Genomic DNA, 16,422 nt, shown 5'->3' with positions numbered 1-16,422 from the left:
ACTCGAGGTTGCCGCATAGACGGGGGGCATCTATCTCGGTGCCCATGCGCTCGATCCTGCTCAAGGCCCTTGCGGCCCTTATCGTTCTCGTCCTGGCGCTCGTCGCCTTCTTTGCCTGGACGCAGTATTCCAACAGCTCGGACCTGCCGAGCGATGCCACGGCGGGCAAGGACCCGACCCTGGTCGATCCCGACCCGCAGACGATCCCCAGCATGAAGCTGGTTGATCCGGTGGGCTGGGCCGAGGGGGAGGCACCGACGCCGGCCAAGGGCCTTGTCGTCACGCGTTTTGCGCAAGGGCTCCAGCATCCGCGCACGATGCTCACACTTCCTAACGGCGATGTGCTGGTGACCGAGACCGGCGCACCCAAGGCGAGCGAGAGCGGCGGTCTGACCGGCATGGTCATGGGCTGGGCGATGGGCAAGGTGGGCGCGGGCGCCCCTTCGGCCGACACCATCAAGCTGCTGCGCGATTCCAACGGGGACGGGAAAGCCGACCAGACCTTCGACTTGCGTAAGGCCGACCTCGTCTCGCCCTCGGGCATGGCTTACCGGGAGGGCAAGCTCTACGTCGCCAACCACGACGCGATTCTCGAATTTGCCTTCACGCCGGGCGACACGAAGATTGAGGGCACGCCGAAGAAGCTCATGGACCTGTGGCCGGGTGGCAATCACTGGATGCGCAACCTGCTCCTGAGCGAGGACGGCAAGGCGCTCTACGTCGCGGTCGGTTCGGCCACCAACATCGCCGACAACGGCATGGAGGAAGAGGCCGGGCGCGCGGCCATCTGGGAGATCGACACCGAGACCGGTCGTCGTCGCCAGTTCGCGGCGGGCATGCGCAACCCCAACGGCCTCGACTGGAATCCCGCGACGGGCGAGATGTGGGCGACGGTGCAGGAGCGTGACATGCTCGGCCCCGACCTCGTGCCCGACTACTTTACCAACGTGCCCGTAGGCGCGCAGTATGGCTGGCCCTGGGTCTATTGGAAGAACATCTTCGATGAGCGCGTCCAGTACGACATGCAGACCTACATGATCGAGTATACGCGCAAGCCCGAGTACGCGATGGGCGCACACACCGGCACACTCGGCATGGTGTTCGACAAGGGCGGTACGAAGCTGGGCAAGGCGTTCCAGAACGGAGCGTTCATCGCCCGCCATGGCTCGTGGAATCGCCGTCCGGCGGTGGGTTACGACGTCGTCTTCATTCCCTTCGATGCCAACGGCAACCCCAGGGATGTGAAGCCGCAGCGCGTGCTGACCGGCTTCTTGGAAGAGGACGGCAGCACTACCCACGGCCGTCCGACCTGGGTGGCTTTCGATGCGAGTGGTGCGCTCCTCGTCACTGACGATACCGCGGGTATCATCTGGCGCGTCGTGGCACCTGATGCCGACGCCTCGCCCGAGATCGCACCTATCGTGACCGACCATCTCGAGCCCAAGCCGGGCCTCGTCGATCCCAACTCGCCCGAGGCCGCGCAGAAGCGTCTTCAGGCCGGTTTCCGGGGGACCGACCGGATTCTCAACCGCGAGAAGGACTAAGCCTCAGAGGGGGCGGGCAGGGCCTCAGATGGTCTTGCCCGCGCGCCCGGCCAATTCGTTGACGTACTGCCAGGCCACACGGCCTGAACGCGCGCCGCGGCGGCGCGACCACTCCAGCGCATCGCCCTGGTCCCACTCCAGGGCGAACTCCTGCGCGTAGCCCCCGATGATGGCAAGATAGGCGTCCTGATCACAGGCGTGGAAGCCGATGGAGAGGCCGAACCGGTCGGCCAGCGCGAGGCGATCATCGACCACGTCGCGCGGATTGATGGGATCGTCCTGCTCGTGCATCGAGCGCGAGACGATGGCGCGGCGGTTGGAGGTGACGGCAAGGCGCACGTTGGCCGGGCGTGCCTCGACCCCGCCCTCGAGCCAGGAACGCAGCAGGCGCGGACCTGCGCCATCGTTCTCCTCAAAGCCCAGATCATCGACGAAGACGAGGAAACGGCGCTCGATCTTCCCCAGAGTCGCAAAGAGATCGGTCACGCCTGCAAGCGCATCCTGACCGACCTGAACAAGCGCGATGGCGTTGTCGTGCTCGGCCTGCCCCTTGCGGATCGCGGCGCGCAAGAGCGCGGACTTGCCCATCCCGCGTGAGCCCCACAGCAGCATGTCGTGCGCCGCATGGCCTGCGGCCAGACGCAGCACATTGGTGACGACGCTGGCCTTCTGGTCATCGATCCCGCGCAGCATGTCGAGCGCGGGGGCCTCCAGCTGGGCTACGCCGCGTGCCGAGGTGCCGTTCCAGACATAGGCGGGGAACGCCAGCCAGTCGGTCGCGGGTACGGGCGCAGGGGCGATGCGCTCCAGCGCCTCGGCAATACGGGTGAGAAGGGCGGGCGTGTCCGTTTCGGGCAGCGGTGTGGTCATGGCTTCCTTGCGCTTTTCCTTGGCTTTCGCTGCGCTGCGCTATAGCGGCAGGGTATGAATCCCGCCAGTCGTCCCCGCCTCCTGACTCCATCCTCGCCTGATCTTGCCGCGGCGGGCGAGATCCTGCGTAGCGGCGGTCTGGTCGCAGTGCCCACCGAGACGGTCTATGGTCTGGCCGCCAGAGCCGACCGGGATGAATCCGTCGCGGCCATCTATGCGGCGAAAGGACGGCCCAGCTTCAACCCGCTTATCGTCCATGTCGCGGACCTCGCCGCCGCGCAGGCCATCGCGACCCTCGATACGCGGGCAAAAGCTCTTGCCGAGGCGTTCTGGCCGGGCCCGCTCACGATGGTGCTTCCCTTGCGCGAGGGGGCGCCGGTAGCCGCTGCGGTGACGGCAGGCCTTCCCACGGTCGCGCTGCGCTGCCCGGCACATCCCGTCATGCGCGCGGTCATTGCCGAAACCGGCCTGCCGCTTGCCGCCCCCTCGGCCAACGCCAGCGGTGGGGTGAGTCCGACCAGTGCGGCGCACGTTGTCACCTCGCTCGGCGGACGTGTCGATGCCGTGATCGATGGCGGTCCCTGCGAGGCAGGTCTGGAATCGACCATCGTGGGCCTTCGCGAAGGCGACCGCTGGCAGGTCCTGCGTCCTGGCCCCATTGCGGCAGACACGCTGGCTCAGGTGCTGGGCTGTGCGCCCGATCCGGTCATCTCACAAGCCATCGAGGCGCCGGGCCAGCTCGCCAGCCACTACGCGCCCGGAAAGCCTGTGCGTCTCGATGCCGACGCGGCCGAGGCTGACGAATTCCATATCGGCTTTGGCTCCATTGCCGGTGATGCCACGCTGTCCTCCTCGGGGGATCTCATCGAGGCGGCGAGCCGGCTCTACGCGCTCTTGCACCAAGGCGCGGCCGCCAGCCATCCGCGTATCGCCATCGCGCCCGTGCCCGAAACCGGGATTGGGGCGGCGATCAACGACCGGTTGCGCCGCGCCGCGGCGTAGGAGGTCGGAAGAGATTTTTCCGAGGGCCATCGCCCTCGGGCTCCCGGAATCGGAGAGCCCAGTCGAGTCGGGATGGCGCAGCTTTGCACCCGTTAGTGGGTGTGAAGGAATTTGGAGGGACAAAGCCCCTCAATCATCCAGGTGAACACACCGCTCTCCCCACAATCGGCGTGCAGGTACCCGTGCGCGATGGCCCTCGGAATGTCCCTCTTCCCTCTTCCCGAGCCCCGTCAAAGCCGGTCGAACACGGAACCCATGCGCGGGCTGAAAAGCCTCTCATAGGTCTTCAGGAGGTGCGTGTCGGTCATGGCGGCCACGTGGTCGCAGATGACCCGGATATCGCCTGAGGAGGCTTCGTAGCGGTTTAGAGCGGCCTTCGGGAGCAGGCGGGTCGGATCGGCGGCGAGTGCCTCGAAGACGGCGACGACCATGGCCTGCCCCTTGAACTCCAGGTGCTGGACTTCGGGGCTGGCGATGACGTCCTTCACGATGAAGGCCTGGAGCGCATCGAGAAACGCGCGGCGGGGGCCTTCCAGGCGCACCCGCCAGCGCAGCAGCGGTTCGTCGAAGGCGGTTTCTTCGTGATATTTGGCGCCGGTCAGGAAGTGGTGGACGAGGCGGCTGATGTAGCGCTTGCGGGTGCCTTCATCCTCGCCGAACAGGCCTTCCACCATGCGCGAGAAGACATCGTTTTCGCTTTCGCCGGGGTACTTTTCCTTGAGGGCATCGAGGAAGGGCGCGCTGGCGCTTTCCAGCGCCTTGGCGAAGCGCTCGCGCGCGACAAGGCCAAGCGCGATGGCATCCTCCAGATCGTGGACGCCGTAGGCAATGTCATCGGCAAGATCCATGATCGAACAGTCGAGACTCTTGTGCAGTGTCTTCGCGTGCTTGCCGGGGCGCGCTTCGATTTCGGTGAAGGCCTCGCGCTCGTGGTGGGTGAGGGGGGCGAGAATCCAGTCCACCACGTCCTGTTCGCAGTCGAGGTAGGCCTTGGGCGGTTTGCAATGACGGGAATCGAGCACGCGAAGGGTGCTGGGGCTGTCGAGCAGACGCGGCTCCAGATAAGGGTTTGCCGCCTGCGAGAACGCGGCCGGGTACTTCAGGACGCCCAGCATCGTGCGGCGGCTGAGATTGGCCCCGGCGTTCGCTGAGAAGCTCTCGAGCCGGGCCAGGATACGTAAGGTCTGTCCGTTGCCCTCGAAGCCGCCGTGGCGGCGCATGCAGTAGTTGAGCGCGACCTCGCCGCCATGTCCGAAAGGCGGGTGGCCGAAGTCGTGGGTGCAGCCGATGGCGTGGATGAGGCTGCGGTCCGGCAGGTGCGTAGTCGCCGGATGATCGGGGAAGCTCTTGGCGAGCTGGCGGGCGAGGCCACCGGCGATCTGCGCCACTTCGAGCGAATGGGTGAGGCGGGTTCGGTAGAAGTCGCTGTCGCCCAGATTGAGGATCTGGGTCTTGCCCTGGAGCCGTCGGAACGAGGCGGAATGGACGACGCGTGCGTAATCAATATCGCCGTCCTCGCGCGCGTCCTCGTTCTGCGCGGACCAGGATTCGCGCCTCTCGTACCAGCTCATCTCGTCACCATGGGAGGGGTATTCCACCCGCGTGCCGCAGCGTCAATATGGCCGGTTCTGGGGGGCTTGGAGGATCTGCATCTGCGCGTAATCGTCGCGCGCATCGAGGCAGGCGCTCTGGCTTCCCTCGTCGCACTTGCGCAGGTGCTTTTCGTAGCGGCGCTGGAGGTCGCGCAGCTTTTCCTCGTGCTCGCGCATCGCGCGCCCACGCTTCTCGTCGGCCTCGGACTGGCTGGTGGTGGCCCAGTCCACCCCTTGGCTCGCCGCGCGTACGGGCAGCGTCGCCACGTCGACCGCGGTCTTGGCAATACAGCCTCCCAGGACAGGAAGCAGGGCCAGGGCCAGCAGAGGGGCAGGGCGCAAGGTGCGAGACATCGCGCCAAGAGGTCTCATGCCCGCAGGCTCTTCGCAAGCGGCAAAGGGAAAGGGCCGCGTCACCTTGCGGCGAAGCGGCCCTTCATCCTGTCGGAAACGGTGAAACGCGCTTAGGCGGTTTCGGCCGTGTCGTAGTACTTGGGAGCGTGCTCGTTGAGGATCGCGAGGATCTTCTTGAGCGCGGCCGGTTCGTCGGTCTTTTCCATCGCGGCCAGTTCGCGCGCGAGGCGCGAGGAAGCGGCTTCGAAGATCTGACGTTCGGAGTAGCTCTGCTCGGGCTGGTCGTCGGCGCGGAACAGGTCGCGCGTAACTTCCGCGATCGAGACGAGATCGCCCGAATTGATCTTGGCTTCGTACTCCTGGGCGCGGCGCGACCACATGGTGCGCTTTACCTTGGGCTTGCCCTTGAGCGTGTCGAGAGCTTCACGCAGGGTCTTGTCGGACGACAGCTTGCGCATGCCGATCGATTCCACCTTGTTCACCGGAACGCGGAGCGTCATGCGCTCCTTTTCGAAACGCAGCACGTAGAGTTCGAGCTGCATCCCGGCAATTTCCTGCTTCTGCAACTCGATCACACGGCCTACGCCGTGCTTGGGATAAACGACGTAATCTCCAACATCGAAGGCATCGGCCTTGGTTGCCATGTATCGTCCTTTCACCTGCAGGGTGGATGCGAGCAAACAGGCGGTGAGAGTCGGTGTCCCGGTAGGCTGCGACCTGTGGCACGAATGCCTTTCGCCGACCGGTCAGATCACGCTCTTACCGCTTGTTTTCGAACCCTGCCTCGTCATGAAAAATCTCTGCCGGACGAGTGGAAGACTCGGGCAGTTGCCGTATTATATAGCACCGATGTGACAAAATATCCAGTGGTAGCCGCAGGATTCCTGCGCTAGCCTCCTGTGTGGTCCCGATTCGAGACGCGAACAGGCAGATTCGCCTGCGTTTCCGGGCGTCTATCCTCGCCCATTTATTTTAGCGCTATTTGCTGTCGGGCCCATTCGGACAGAAAAGTCCTGTCCTGCGGGCCCTCAGGCATTGGGCGGGATCAGTCGCCTTCGCCGGGCTCGGGCGAGAAGTGCGTTTCCAGCTTGTTCTGGACGTCCTTCATTTCGTCCGCGTTGTCGGGCGCGTCCTTCTTGGTGGTGAGGTTGGGCCACTCGGCCGAGTACTTGGCGTTGAGCTCGATCCACTGCTCCACACCGCTCTCGGTGTCGGGGATGATCGCCTCGGCCGGGCATTCCGGTTCGCACACGCCGCAGTCGATGCACTCGGAAGGATTGATGACGAGCATGTTCTCGCCTTCATAGAAGCAGTCGACCGGGCAAACCTCGACGCAATCCGTGTACTTGCAGGCAATGCAGGCGTCGGTGACGACGTAGGTCATGACGGCGAAATCCTTTTTGAGAGACTTACGGCTGAAGGTGGAGCCGCTACGGGATGAGTCGGGTTGACGTCAAGCACTCTGTAACACGCCTGGGCTTCGGGAGCGGGTCCACGGCGGTTGGGGAGGGCAAGAATTTCTATCACGCGCACGTTTCTGCCTATCGGCAGGGTCAGGATGTCGCCCGGGGCGATGTTCTGATGGGCGCGTTCGATGCGCCGACCGTTGAGCCGCATGTGCCCGTCGTGTGCAAGGTCCTGCGCCACCGCCCGTGTCTTGGCGAGGCGCAGGAACCAGAGCAGCTTGTCGACGCGCACCGGGCTCGGTCCGGGTCAGCCGACGCGCATCGCGCTTAGCGCACCATGTCCGCAAGCGCGGCAAAGGCATTGCCTTCACGCGGGCGGGTGGGACGCCTGGAGGGCGCCTGCTGGGGCGCCTGGCGGCGGGGAGGGCGCCAGGTCCAGCGCTGGGTGGGAGCAGGTCCCTGCGCGGCATCGGTCTTGGCCGTTGCCGTCTCGGCCGCAGCGGTCTCGCCCTCGATCGGAGCCTCAGGTGCCTTGTCGTCCCTGGCGGGCTTGCCGCGCGGTTCGACCGGCTGGAAGCCGCCCAGACGCAGCAGGCGCTCGTAGCTCTCGGGCGTCAGGCCCATCGAGATGGCGCGGGCGGGATCGAGCGGGAAGCTGGGACGCGGGCCCCGGCCCCGGCCCTTGTCGCGGCCGCGATCTTTGCCCTTGGCCTTGCCCTTACCCTTGCCGCCCTTTGCTTCGGTGGCCTGGGGGACATCCTTGGCTGGTGCCTCGGTGATGGCTTCGGCCGGAGCCTCCGCAGCCTCCGCAGCCGTATCGCCAGCGGGCGCCGCGGTGTCGGCCGAGGTCTGCACGTCGGCGGTGTCGGGCTGGTCTTGCGCGGGCCTTGCCGCCGTTTCGCTCGGAGCCTCCGTGGTCGCCGCAGGCGGGGTCGGGGCCTTGGCGGCCTCCTCGCGCTGGGTGTGCGCTTCGCGCAGGAGCTTTTCGGCCATGTCGATGCGGATCAGCTGCTTGCCGAGACTGCGGTAGCCGGGCAGGCGGTCGCGCTTGCCGGCGGCCAGGGCCGGGGGCATCGTCTCGTCAGGGGTGCCGCCGCGCGGGGCCTTGCCGGCGAGGCGGGCCAGTTCGCGCCACAGGTTGATCGGGCGCGGACGCAGCATGGCGGGCACGAACAGGTCGAGCGCGCCGACACGCACACCCAGGCGCGCCAGCATCGTGCGGCGTTCCTTGTCGAGCTTTTCAAGGCCCGACTGCTCGCGTGCGAGAATCCCGCCGCGTTCGATGAGAAGAATGAGAAGAGCGCGAAGGTCCGGCCCAGCTTCTTCCGAGCGGCTCGCTTCTTCCAGCTTGCCCAGCGGGGCGAGCGGTTCGAGCTGCTTTTCAAGCCAGACCTCGAGCGCGGCGACGAGGTCCTTGCGCGCGGGAGCCGGAATCGCATCGAGCAGGCGATCGGGCACGAACACGGGCGCGAGCAGGCTGCGCCCGGCGCCGAGCGCGCCCAGCGGCTCACCGTCCCAGGTGATCGCAGTGCCGGTCAGCTCGAGCGTGGCCGTTCCTTCGTGAATCGCCTTGGTCAGCTCGGCTGCACGGGCTTCGAGAAGGCCGGGCAGGTGCTTTTCGGCGGCCGAAAGCAGGAGCTTGCGGTCGGTCAGACGGGTTTGCGGGTCGATCTGGAAGGCAAAGCCTCGCAGCGAGCCGATATGCTCGCCCTCGACCAGAACTTCTTCGTCTTCGAGCCGTACAGAGAGCAACCCTGTGTCCGGTCCCAGTTTTTTCATGAGCAGCGCAGTCCTGCGATTAATAAAACGTTCGGTAAGCTTGCCGTGCAGGGCATCGGAAAGCCGGGCTTCGACCGCGCGTGCCCGCGCGGCCATCTCATCGCGTGCGAGCACCCAGTCGGGTCGCTGCGCGATATAGGCCCAGGATCGGATTGCGGCAATCCGCCCCTGAAGCGTGTCGATTTCGCCGCCGGTGCGGTCGAGATGGGCGATCTGCTGGGCGACGAAATCCGCGCCGAGTTCGCCATGGCGCAGGTCCTGCCACAGCCGCGCGACGAAGCGCGAATGGGTCTCGGTGCCCTGCTGGCGAAAATCGGGCAGGCGGCACACGTCCCAGAAACGCTCGACCCGGGCGCGGCCGCGCACCGAATCGACGATCTCCGGGTCCTCGGCGAGACGCTTGAGGACGGCGAGGTCGATGGCTTCGGGCGCCAGGCGCAGTTCGGGGCGATCGGGCGGCGTCTCCAGGTCGGCGATGAGCGTGTCGAGGCTGTCGAAGCGTGGTTCCGGATCGCGCCAGAACAACTTGGTCTGCGGCGGGAAGCGGTGCTCCTCGATCGCGTAGACTTCCTCGGGCTCGAATTCGATCTCCTCGCCGCCGCGCCCGCCCCGGTGCATGCCTGCGAGCGTGCCGAAGGTGCCGTCGGTCTGGTGGCGCCCGGCGCGCCCGGCAATCTGCGCCATTTCGGCGGAGGTCAGGCGCCTGTGGCGCTGGCCATCGTACTTGGCGAGTCCGGCAAACGCGACATGCTGGACGTCGAGATTGAGGCCCATGCCCACCGCATCGGTGGCGACGAGGTAGTCGACCTCGCCCGATTGGTAGAGTTCGACCTGCGCGTTGCGGGTCTGCGGACTGAGCGCGCCCATGACGACGGCCGCACCACCTCGGAAACGCCGCAGCATTTCGGCAAGCGCATAGACCTGCTCGACCGAGAAGGCGACGATGGCGCTGCGCGGGGGCACCCGGCTGAGCTTCTTGGGGGCGACGTGGCTGAGCGTGGAGAAACGCGGGCGGGTGATGACCTCGACACCCGGGATCAGGGCCTTCACCATCGGCTCGAGCGCCGAGGAGCCCAGGATCATCGTTTCCTCGCGCCCGCGCGCGTGAAGCAGGCGGTCGGTGAAGACATGGCCGCGTTCGCGGTCCGCGCCCAGCTGCGCCTCGTCGATGGCGACGAAGGCGGTCTGGCGGTCGGTCACCGGCATCGCTTCGACGGTGCACAGGAGATAGCGTGCGTTCTTCGGCTCGATCCGCTCTTCGCCGGTGATGAGGGCGACGTTGGACTCGCCCTTGATCTTGCACACCCGGTCATAGACCTCGCGCGCGAGCAGGCGCAGCGGAAAGCCGATCATGCCGCTGGAATGCGCGCACAGCCTTTCGATCGCCAGGTGGGTCTTGCCGGTGTTGGTCGGTCCCAGGACCGCCTTCACCCCGTCTGAGGTGTCTTTGCGCACCATCGCAGGTGGGGGGGTAAGCATTATGGGGTCAAGTGTGGCACTGCCGCTTACCGCTCGCAAGAGGCGTCTCGCCCCCAATGCCGGTTATAATCCACAATGTAAGGCTGGAATTAACCTTGGGCAGGCACGACGCTTCGCGGATTTCGGCGTAAAGCGCCACACAGGCGCCACATGGGGTGGTGCCTTTCGGGTCAATCGACGCAAGGCAACAAGGGACGGTGCGGGTGTTCAAGGGCCATGGCAGGGGATCGCAGGACGAAGCGCACGATACGCGCACGCCTGCCAGTCTGTCGCATGACCAGATGATCGGTGCGGAGAGGGCTGGCGCCAGAAGCGCACGCGGTGGTCTGCGCGCGAGCGTCGAGGCCTGGTGCCAGCAGGTCGATCTTGCCCCGGATCTTGCCAGCGACATCGGCAGCCGCCGCTGGTTTCGTGGCCTTGCGACACTGGTGGGTCTCGGCGCGGTCGCCTTTGCATTCTGGCCCGATTTCTCTGCGGTGGAAGCCGCGACGTTCACCCCGCTTGAAGAGCGCGTGCGCGACGAGTTCCGCAGCCAGACCATAGCCCCGCTCGCGCTGGGCGGGGACAGCGGACGGCATATGGGCGCCAGTCCGCTGGTGCGCCCGCTGGCCAGCGTGCCCGAGCGTCCGCGCATCGATCTCGTCTCCACGCTGGGGCGCGGCGACAGTCTCTCGCGCATGCTTGGCCGGGCCGGTGTCGGTGCGCTCGATGTGGCCGAAGTCGAGAATCTGATCGAAGGCACGTTGCCGCCCTCTGAAATCGAATCCGGAACGCAGTTCGACATCACGCTGGGCCAGCGGCCGGGGCCGCGCTCCCCGCGCGTTCTGGAATCGCTCAGTTTCCGGGCGCGCTTCGATCTCGATCTTTCGGTCGAGCGCGGGGAGGGGGACACGCAGGGGCCGCTGCGGCTGGTGCGCCATCCCATTCACGTCGATGCGACCCCCTTGCGCATTCGCGGCAAGGTCGGCTCCAGCCTCTACCGCTCGGCGCGTGCCGCCGGCGCCCCCGTGGCCGCGATTCAGGCGTACCTGCGCGCCATCGACAAGTACATCAGCCTCGACAGCGACATTGGCTCGGACGACGAGTTCGACATGATCCTTGCCTACAAGCGCTCGGCCAAGGGCGATCGCAAGCTGGGGGACCTGCTCTATGCGGGGATCGCGCATGGGGGCAAGAAGCGCCTCCAGCTCCTGCGCTGGGGCGAGGACGGCCAGATGCTGGCGGCCGATACGGCGGGCAAGGCGCGCGAGGTGCCCATCGGCGCGCCGGTCGCCGGACGGGTCACCTCGAACTACGGCATGCGCCGCCACCCGATCCTGGGCTACAAGCGCATGCACGCCGGGATCGACTACGGCGCGCGGCACGGCACACCGATTCACGCGGTGGCGGCGGGCCGGGTCAGCTTTTCCGGGCGCCACGGTGGGCACGGCAACTACGTGCGGCTGGAGCATTCGGGCGGTCTTGCCACGGGCTATGGCCATATGAGCCGGATCGCGGTGAAGCGCGGGGAGCGCGTGAAGGCGGGCGAGGTGATCGGCTATGTCGGCTCGACGGGTCTTTCGACGGGGCCCCACCTCCACCTCGAAGCGTACCGCGGCGGGCGCACGATCAACCCGGCGGGGCTCAAGATTCTCGCCAGCCCGCAGCTCGACAAGCGCGAACGCGCCGCCTTCGAGACGCGCCTGCAGAACCTGCTCACGCTCGAACCGGGCGCGGCGCTTGCCGATATCGCACCGCCTCCTGATGCCGAGGCAGACACAGTGCGTGAGATTGACCGGCTGGCGCCGCAGCAGGTTGGATGAAGGCAAGAGAAATAGGAGTTTGATTCAAGGGGCCATCGCCCCTTGACCCCGGAATGGGCGACCTCACCTTTCTTGGCCAAGGCGGTGCGAGAACCCAGAGGTCGATAGTTTGGGGAGCCCGAGGGCGATGGCCCTCGGAGTGTCCTTCTTGCCTTGCATTTGATTGGAAGCCGGTGCCGGTGAGGGCAATTGAATTGCCTTGCGAATTGCGGCATCTCCTGCGCCCATGACCTATCCGCACACCCGTCTGCGCCGCGCGCGGGCTACTGCCTGGAGCCGGGCGCTCCATCGCGAGACCATTCTCACGCCTGCCGATCTCATCTGGCCGGTCTTCGTCACCGACGGCGAGGGTGTAGAAGAGCCGATTGCATCGCTTCCCGGCGTGTCGCGCTGGTCGGTCGACCTCCTGGTCGAGCGGGCGAAAGAAGCGGTGGAACTGGGCATTCCGTGCCTTGCCCTCTTCCCCAACACCCAGCCCGAGCGCCGCAGCGCCAAGGGCGAGGAAGCGCTCAACCCCGACAATCTCATGTGCCGTGCGATCCGCGCGATCCGCGAGGCGTGCGGGGATTCGATCGGTCTTCTCACCGATGTCGCGCTCGATCCCTATACCGACCATGGGCAGGACGGCCTGATCGATGCCGAGGGCTATGTCCTCAACGACGATACGGTCGAGGCGCTGGTCGGCCAGGCCCTCAACCAGGCGCGTGCGGGCGCCGACATCATCGCCCCCTCGGACATGATGGACGGGCGCATCGAGGCGATCCGCGCCGCGCTCGAGGCCGAGGGGCACATCAACGTCCAGATCATGTCCTACGCGGCCAAGTACGCTTCGGCGTTCTATGGTCCGTTCCGCGATGCGGTGGGCTCGCGCGGGCTTCTGAAGGGGGACAAGAAGACCTACCAGATGGACCCGGCCAACACCGAGGAAGCGCTGCGCGAGGTCGAACTGGACCTGGCCGAGGGCGCGGACAGCGTGATGGTGAAGCCGGGCCTGCCCTACCTCGACATCGTACGCCGGGTGAAGGAGGCCTTCGAGGTTCCGGTCTTCGCCTACCAGGTCTCGGGCGAATACGCGATGATCGAGGCGGCGGTGGCGGCAGGTGCTGGGGACCGCGATGCGCTGGTGCTCGAGACTCTGCTGGCCTTCAAGCGTGCGGGCTGTTCGGGAATCCTGACCTACCACGCGGTGCACGCCGCGCGCCTGCTCAACGGCTGATCGCGGGCACATGGGGGACTTGCCGATCCGGACCGAGCGGCTGGTCCTGCGGGCCTGGGACGCCACGCGTGATCTCGCGGCATTTCATGCGATCTGCAGCGATTCCCTCGTGATGGCGACGCTCGGCACGCCTCTGACACGGGACGAGACGGCTGCGGCCATCGCCCGGATGGAGGCCATGCAGGCCGAGCATGGTCACTGCTTCTGGGCGGTGGAACACGGTGAGGATGCACGTCTTATCGGTTGGTGCGGGCTCATCCGGGGGCGCACCGGGCCGGTGGCGGGCAAGGCGGAGCTGGGCTGGCGGCTGGCGGCCGATTGCTGGGGGCAGGGCTATGCCAGCGAAGCCGCGCGGGCAAGCCGGGACTGGGCCTTCGCCAACCTTGGCGATGATGCGCTCTACGCGATCACCAGTGTGGGAAACGTGCGCAGCCGGGCGGTGATGGAGCGTCTGGGCATGACGTATCAGCCTGACCTGGATTTCGCGCATCCCGATGTCCCGCACTACAGCCCGCTGTGCCCGCATGTCACCTATCGCCTGGCGCGGGGGGACCATTCGGCGCGGCCGGGCGTTGCCCCGGCATGAGTTCCACGCCGCGCCGCGCCCATAGCGACCGAATCCTCTTCCTCGTCACGATCCTTGTCGGCAGTTTCCTGCTGTTCCTGGTCCAGCCGATGGTGGCGCGCATGGCGCTGCCCTTGCTGGGAGGGGCTCCCAATGTCTGGAACAGCGCGATGCTGGTCTACCAGGCGCTGCTTCTGGGCGGCTATGCCTATGCGCATTGGCTGGGGCGTTTTGAATTGCGCACGCAAGGGTGGATTCACGGCGGCCTGCTGGTGCTGGCCGGACTGACTCTGCCCATCGGTCTTGTCGATCTTCCCCCGGCGCCCGAGGGGCGCGAGGTGCTCTGGGTGCCGCTGCTGCTGGGGCTAAGTGTCGGGCCGGTGTTCTTTGCCGTTTCCGCGCAGGCGCCCCTCATCCAGCGCTGGTTTGCCGCCGATCCCGAGGCCGGGCAGCCCTGGGCCCTCTACGCGGCCTCGAACCTGGGAAGTTTCGGCGGACTTCTCGCCTATCCCCTACTGGCCGAGCCGCTGCTTTCGCTTCAGGCGCAGAGCCTTGGTTGGGCTCTTGGCTATGGCCTCCTTGTCCTGTGCGTGCTGGCCTGCGTCTATGTGCGGCGCGCGCGCGCGGGGCGTGAACGGGGCTTTGGTGAGGATGGTGCGCAGGCATCAGCCCCCTCGGCGCGGCGCATTGCCGTGTGGCTGGCGCTGGCCGCGGTGCCCTCCGGGCTCATGCTCTCGACAACGACGCATCTGACCACCGATATCTTCGCTGCGCCGCTGCTCTGGGTGATCCCGCTCGGCCTCTACCTCTTGAGCTTTACTGTCGCCTTTGCGGACCGGCGCGCACCTGCCCGCCTGATTTCACGGCTCGCGCCGGTCGTGGTGGTGCTGGGTGGTGGCTATGCGATGGCCTCGAACGGCATTGGCGGTCTGGGCGCGGTGGCGCTTTCGTGCCTGCTCCTGTTCTGCGTTGCCGTCGCGCTCCACACGCGCCTTTACGATCTGCGCCCGGGGCCGGAGCGGCTGACCCAGTTCTACCTCGTCCAGTCGGCAGGTGGGGCGCTGGGCGGTCTGTTCACGGCGCTGGTCGCCCCCATGATCTTCGACTGGAGCTGGGAGCATCCCCTGCTGGTGCTCGCCGCAGCTCTGCTCATGCCGCTGCGCCCGCTGCTCGGCTGGCGGGAGAGGGACGATATCGAGCCGGGCATGGCGCTTCTGGCGCAGAATATCCTGCTGGCGCTGGCCATCTTCCTGGCCTGGCAGCTCAAGGACCTGGTGGTCGATCCGGCGGCGGGCATCTGGAGCGTGCTCCTGACCGTGTTCCTCGTGGGTATCGGAGTTCTCCTGATGGCCTCGCGCGCCGCCTTCACCGCACTCGTGCTGATCGCGATGATCGGGCAGGGCGGGGCCTGGACGGTCCTCTCGTCCTGGCGCGGGGAACGCACGCGCAGCTATTTCGGTATCTACACCTTGCGCGACTATCCCGAGCAGCGGATGCGGACGCTCGCTCATGGGACCACGCTTCATGGCAAGCAGTCTCTCGATCCCGCTCAGGCCCACGAGGCGCTCACCTATTATGGACCCGGTTCCGGTGTCGGGCTCGGACTGAGGGCGTTGCCCCGGCTCTACGGACCGGGGGCCCATGTCGGGGTGGTGGGCCTGGGCACCGGTTCGCTTGCGTGCCTTGCGCATCCGGGCCAGGACTGGACCTTCTACGAGATCGACCCGGTGATCCGGCGCTATTCGACCGATGGGACCTTCACGTTTCTGAGAGACTGCACGCCCGGCGCGCAGGTTGTGATCGGCGATGCCCGCTTGAAGCTGGAGGACGTGGAGCAAGGGCGCTTCGATGCGCTGGTGATCGATGCGTTTTCCTCAGATTCGATCCCGCTCCACCTCCTCACTCGCGAGGCGCTGGCGGTCTACACCCGCGCGCTGTCGGAGCACGGCGTGCTGCTGGTCCATATCTCCAACCGCTACATCGACCTCGACCCGGTGCTCGCCGCGCTGGCGAAGGATGCAGGATTGGCGGCGAAATCGCGGTTGGACCTCCCGCAGGACCGCGAACGCTACACCCCCTCGCGCTGGATCGCGCTCTCGCGCAGCGAGCAGATCCTCGATGACCTTGCCGCGCAGCGCCCCGCCATGGACTGGACCGCGCTGCCCGAGGCGCAAGGGGCCCCATGGACGGATGACCACGCCTCGATCCTGCCCTATATCCGTTGGTCCCAGCTGACAGGAACGCCATGACCGAGATTTCCCGCCCCGACATCACAATCGCCGCGATCCACGGCAAGGCACCCCGGATTCACGAGAGCGCCTTCATCGCGCCCGGCTGCCGCATCGTCGGCGATGTCGAGATCGGCCCCGAGGCCTCGATCTGGTACAACTGCGTGATCCGCGGCGATGTGAATCGGATCGTGATCGGCGCGCGCACCAACATCCAGGACGGCACCGTCATCCATTGTGACAGCCCCAAGCCGCAACGCCCCGAGGGCCACGCGACGATCATCGGCGCGGACTGCCTGATCGGCCACATGGCCATGCTCCACGGCTGCACGCTGGAGGACCGCGCCTTCGTGGGCCTGGGCGCGGTGGTCATGGACGGCAGCGTGATCGAGAGTGACGGCATGCTGGCGGGCGGCGCGATGCTGACGGGCAAGCGCATCGGGGCAGGGCAGCTCTGGATGGGCCGTCCGGCGAAGTTCGCCCGCGATCTCGACGAGGCGACCAAGGCGGCCAACCAGGCCGGAGTGCGCGGCTACGTGCAGAACGCGAAGGATCACGCCGCCGCGCTGCGCGGCGCCTGACCCG

The 16,422-nt window shown here is 66.7% G+C and carries 14 protein-coding genes; 7 read left to right on the top strand and 7 right to left on the bottom strand.

Annotated elements, in window-relative coordinates:
- Positions 1-44 precede the first annotated feature (44 nt).
- Entirely contained in the window at positions 45-1,544 is a 1,500-nt protein-coding gene (locus MTR65_RS06710; RefSeq protein ID WP_243798397.1) for a PQQ-dependent sugar dehydrogenase, read from the top strand.
- Positions 1,545-1,568: 24 nt separating this feature from the next.
- Here MTR65_RS06710 and MTR65_RS06705 read toward each other — a convergent pair whose 3' ends face one another.
- Positions 1,569-2,414 (bottom strand): DUF815 domain-containing protein, encoded by an 846-nt coding sequence (locus MTR65_RS06705; protein WP_243798395.1) that lies wholly within the window; start codon positions 2,412-2,414, stop codon positions 1,569-1,571.
- 54 nt (positions 2,415-2,468) lie between these two features.
- On the opposite strand from MTR65_RS06705, the gene MTR65_RS06700 reads away from it, so the two are divergent.
- Positions 2,469-3,416 (top strand): L-threonylcarbamoyladenylate synthase, encoded by a 948-nt coding sequence (locus MTR65_RS06700; protein WP_243798393.1) that lies wholly within the window; start codon positions 2,469-2,471, stop codon positions 3,414-3,416.
- A gap of 230 nt (positions 3,417-3,646) precedes the next feature.
- On the opposite strand, the gene MTR65_RS06695 is transcribed toward MTR65_RS06700, so the two are convergent.
- The 6 genes from MTR65_RS06695 to MTR65_RS06670 form a co-directional block, all read right to left on the bottom strand.
- Positions 3,647-4,987: an anti-phage deoxyguanosine triphosphatase gene (locus tag MTR65_RS06695; RefSeq protein ID WP_243798391.1), complete on the bottom strand. Its 1,341-nt coding sequence runs from the start codon at positions 4,985-4,987 to the stop codon at positions 3,647-3,649.
- A 42-nt stretch (positions 4,988-5,029) separates the two neighbouring features.
- Positions 5,030-5,380: a hypothetical protein gene (locus tag MTR65_RS06690; RefSeq protein WP_243798389.1), complete on the bottom strand. Its 351-nt coding sequence runs from the start codon at positions 5,378-5,380 to the stop codon at positions 5,030-5,032.
- Positions 5,381-5,472: 92 nt separating this feature from the next.
- Entirely contained in the window at positions 5,473-6,006 is a 534-nt protein-coding gene (locus MTR65_RS06685) for a CarD family transcriptional regulator (protein ID WP_039389939.1), read from the bottom strand.
- Between the two features lie 401 nt (positions 6,007-6,407).
- The gene (gene fdxA, locus MTR65_RS06680) at positions 6,408-6,746 is read right to left on the bottom strand and encodes a ferredoxin FdxA (protein WP_039389942.1); all 339 of its coding nucleotides are present in this window, start codon (positions 6,744-6,746) and stop codon (positions 6,408-6,410) included.
- Positions 6,743-7,060, bottom strand: a complete 318-nt coding sequence (locus MTR65_RS06675; protein WP_243798387.1) for an RNA-binding S4 domain-containing protein — start codon at positions 7,058-7,060, stop codon at positions 6,743-6,745. The genes fdxA and MTR65_RS06675 overlap by 4 nt, the downstream gene beginning before the upstream one ends.
- Positions 7,061-7,095: 35 nt before the next feature.
- On the bottom strand, positions 7,096-10,005 hold the full coding sequence (locus MTR65_RS06670; protein ID WP_419145033.1) for a helicase-related protein: 2,910 nt from the start codon (positions 10,003-10,005) through the stop codon (positions 7,096-7,098).
- Between the two features lie 218 nt (positions 10,006-10,223).
- Here MTR65_RS06670 and MTR65_RS20240 point away from each other — a divergent pair, with 218 nt between their 5' ends.
- The 5 genes from MTR65_RS20240 (at position 10,224) to MTR65_RS06645 (ending at position 16,418) form a co-directional block, all read left to right on the top strand.
- A complete protein-coding gene (locus MTR65_RS20240; protein WP_243798383.1) occupies positions 10,224-11,828 on the top strand; it encodes a peptidoglycan DD-metalloendopeptidase family protein in 1,605 nt (534 codons plus the stop codon).
- A 226-nt stretch (positions 11,829-12,054) separates the two neighbouring features.
- The gene (gene hemB / locus MTR65_RS06660; protein WP_039389951.1) at positions 12,055-13,044 is read left to right on the top strand and encodes a porphobilinogen synthase; all 990 of its coding nucleotides are present in this window, start codon (positions 12,055-12,057) and stop codon (positions 13,042-13,044) included.
- A gap of 19 nt (positions 13,045-13,063) precedes the next feature.
- Complete coding sequence (locus tag MTR65_RS06655; RefSeq protein ID WP_243798380.1) at positions 13,064-13,630, top strand: GNAT family N-acetyltransferase; 567 nt, start codon at positions 13,064-13,066, stop codon at positions 13,628-13,630.
- Entirely contained in the window at positions 13,627-15,858 is a 2,232-nt protein-coding gene (locus MTR65_RS06650) for a fused MFS/spermidine synthase (protein WP_243798378.1), read from the top strand. Before MTR65_RS06655 ends, MTR65_RS06650 begins: the two co-directional genes overlap by 4 nt.
- Entirely contained in the window at positions 15,855-16,418 is a 564-nt protein-coding gene (locus MTR65_RS06645) for a gamma carbonic anhydrase family protein (protein ID WP_243798375.1), read from the top strand. The genes MTR65_RS06650 and MTR65_RS06645 overlap by 4 nt, the downstream gene beginning before the upstream one ends.
- Positions 16,419-16,422: the final 4 nt, after the last annotated feature.

It is taken from the genome of Novosphingobium mangrovi (assembly GCF_022818885.1).
Lineage (GTDB): Bacteria > Pseudomonadota > Alphaproteobacteria > Sphingomonadales > Sphingomonadaceae > Novosphingobium > Novosphingobium mangrovi.
Note: the sequence above shows the minus strand (reverse complement) of the source record. Positions and strands in the feature narration are given on the sequence as shown.

Coding starts and splice junctions, on each gene's coding strand:
- MTR65_RS06710 (WP_243798397.1), top strand. CDS start 45: ATGCGCTCGATCCTGCTCAAGGCCCTTGCGGCCCTTATCGTTCTCGTC.
- MTR65_RS06705 (WP_243798395.1), bottom strand. CDS start 2,414: ATGACCACACCGCTGCCCGAAACGGACACGCCCGCCCTTCTCACCCGT.
- MTR65_RS06700 (WP_243798393.1), top strand. CDS start 2,469: ATGAATCCCGCCAGTCGTCCCCGCCTCCTGACTCCATCCTCGCCTGAT.
- MTR65_RS06695 (WP_243798391.1), bottom strand. CDS start 4,987: ATGAGCTGGTACGAGAGGCGCGAATCCTGGTCCGCGCAGAACGAGGAC.
- MTR65_RS06690 (WP_243798389.1), bottom strand. CDS start 5,380: ATGAGACCTCTTGGCGCGATGTCTCGCACCTTGCGCCCTGCCCCTCTG.
- MTR65_RS06685 (WP_039389939.1), bottom strand. CDS start 6,006: ATGGCAACCAAGGCCGATGCCTTCGATGTTGGAGATTACGTCGTTTAT.
- fdxA (WP_039389942.1), bottom strand. CDS start 6,746: ATGACCTACGTCGTCACCGACGCCTGCATTGCCTGCAAGTACACGGAT.
- MTR65_RS06670 (WP_419145033.1), bottom strand. CDS start 10,005: ATGGTGCGCAAAGACACCTCAGACGGGGTGAAGGCGGTCCTGGGACCG.
- hemB (WP_039389951.1), top strand. CDS start 12,055: ATGACCTATCCGCACACCCGTCTGCGCCGCGCGCGGGCTACTGCCTGG.
- MTR65_RS06650 (WP_243798378.1), top strand. CDS start 13,627: ATGAGTTCCACGCCGCGCCGCGCCCATAGCGACCGAATCCTCTTCCTC.
- MTR65_RS06645 (WP_243798375.1), top strand. CDS start 15,855: ATGACCGAGATTTCCCGCCCCGACATCACAATCGCCGCGATCCACGGC.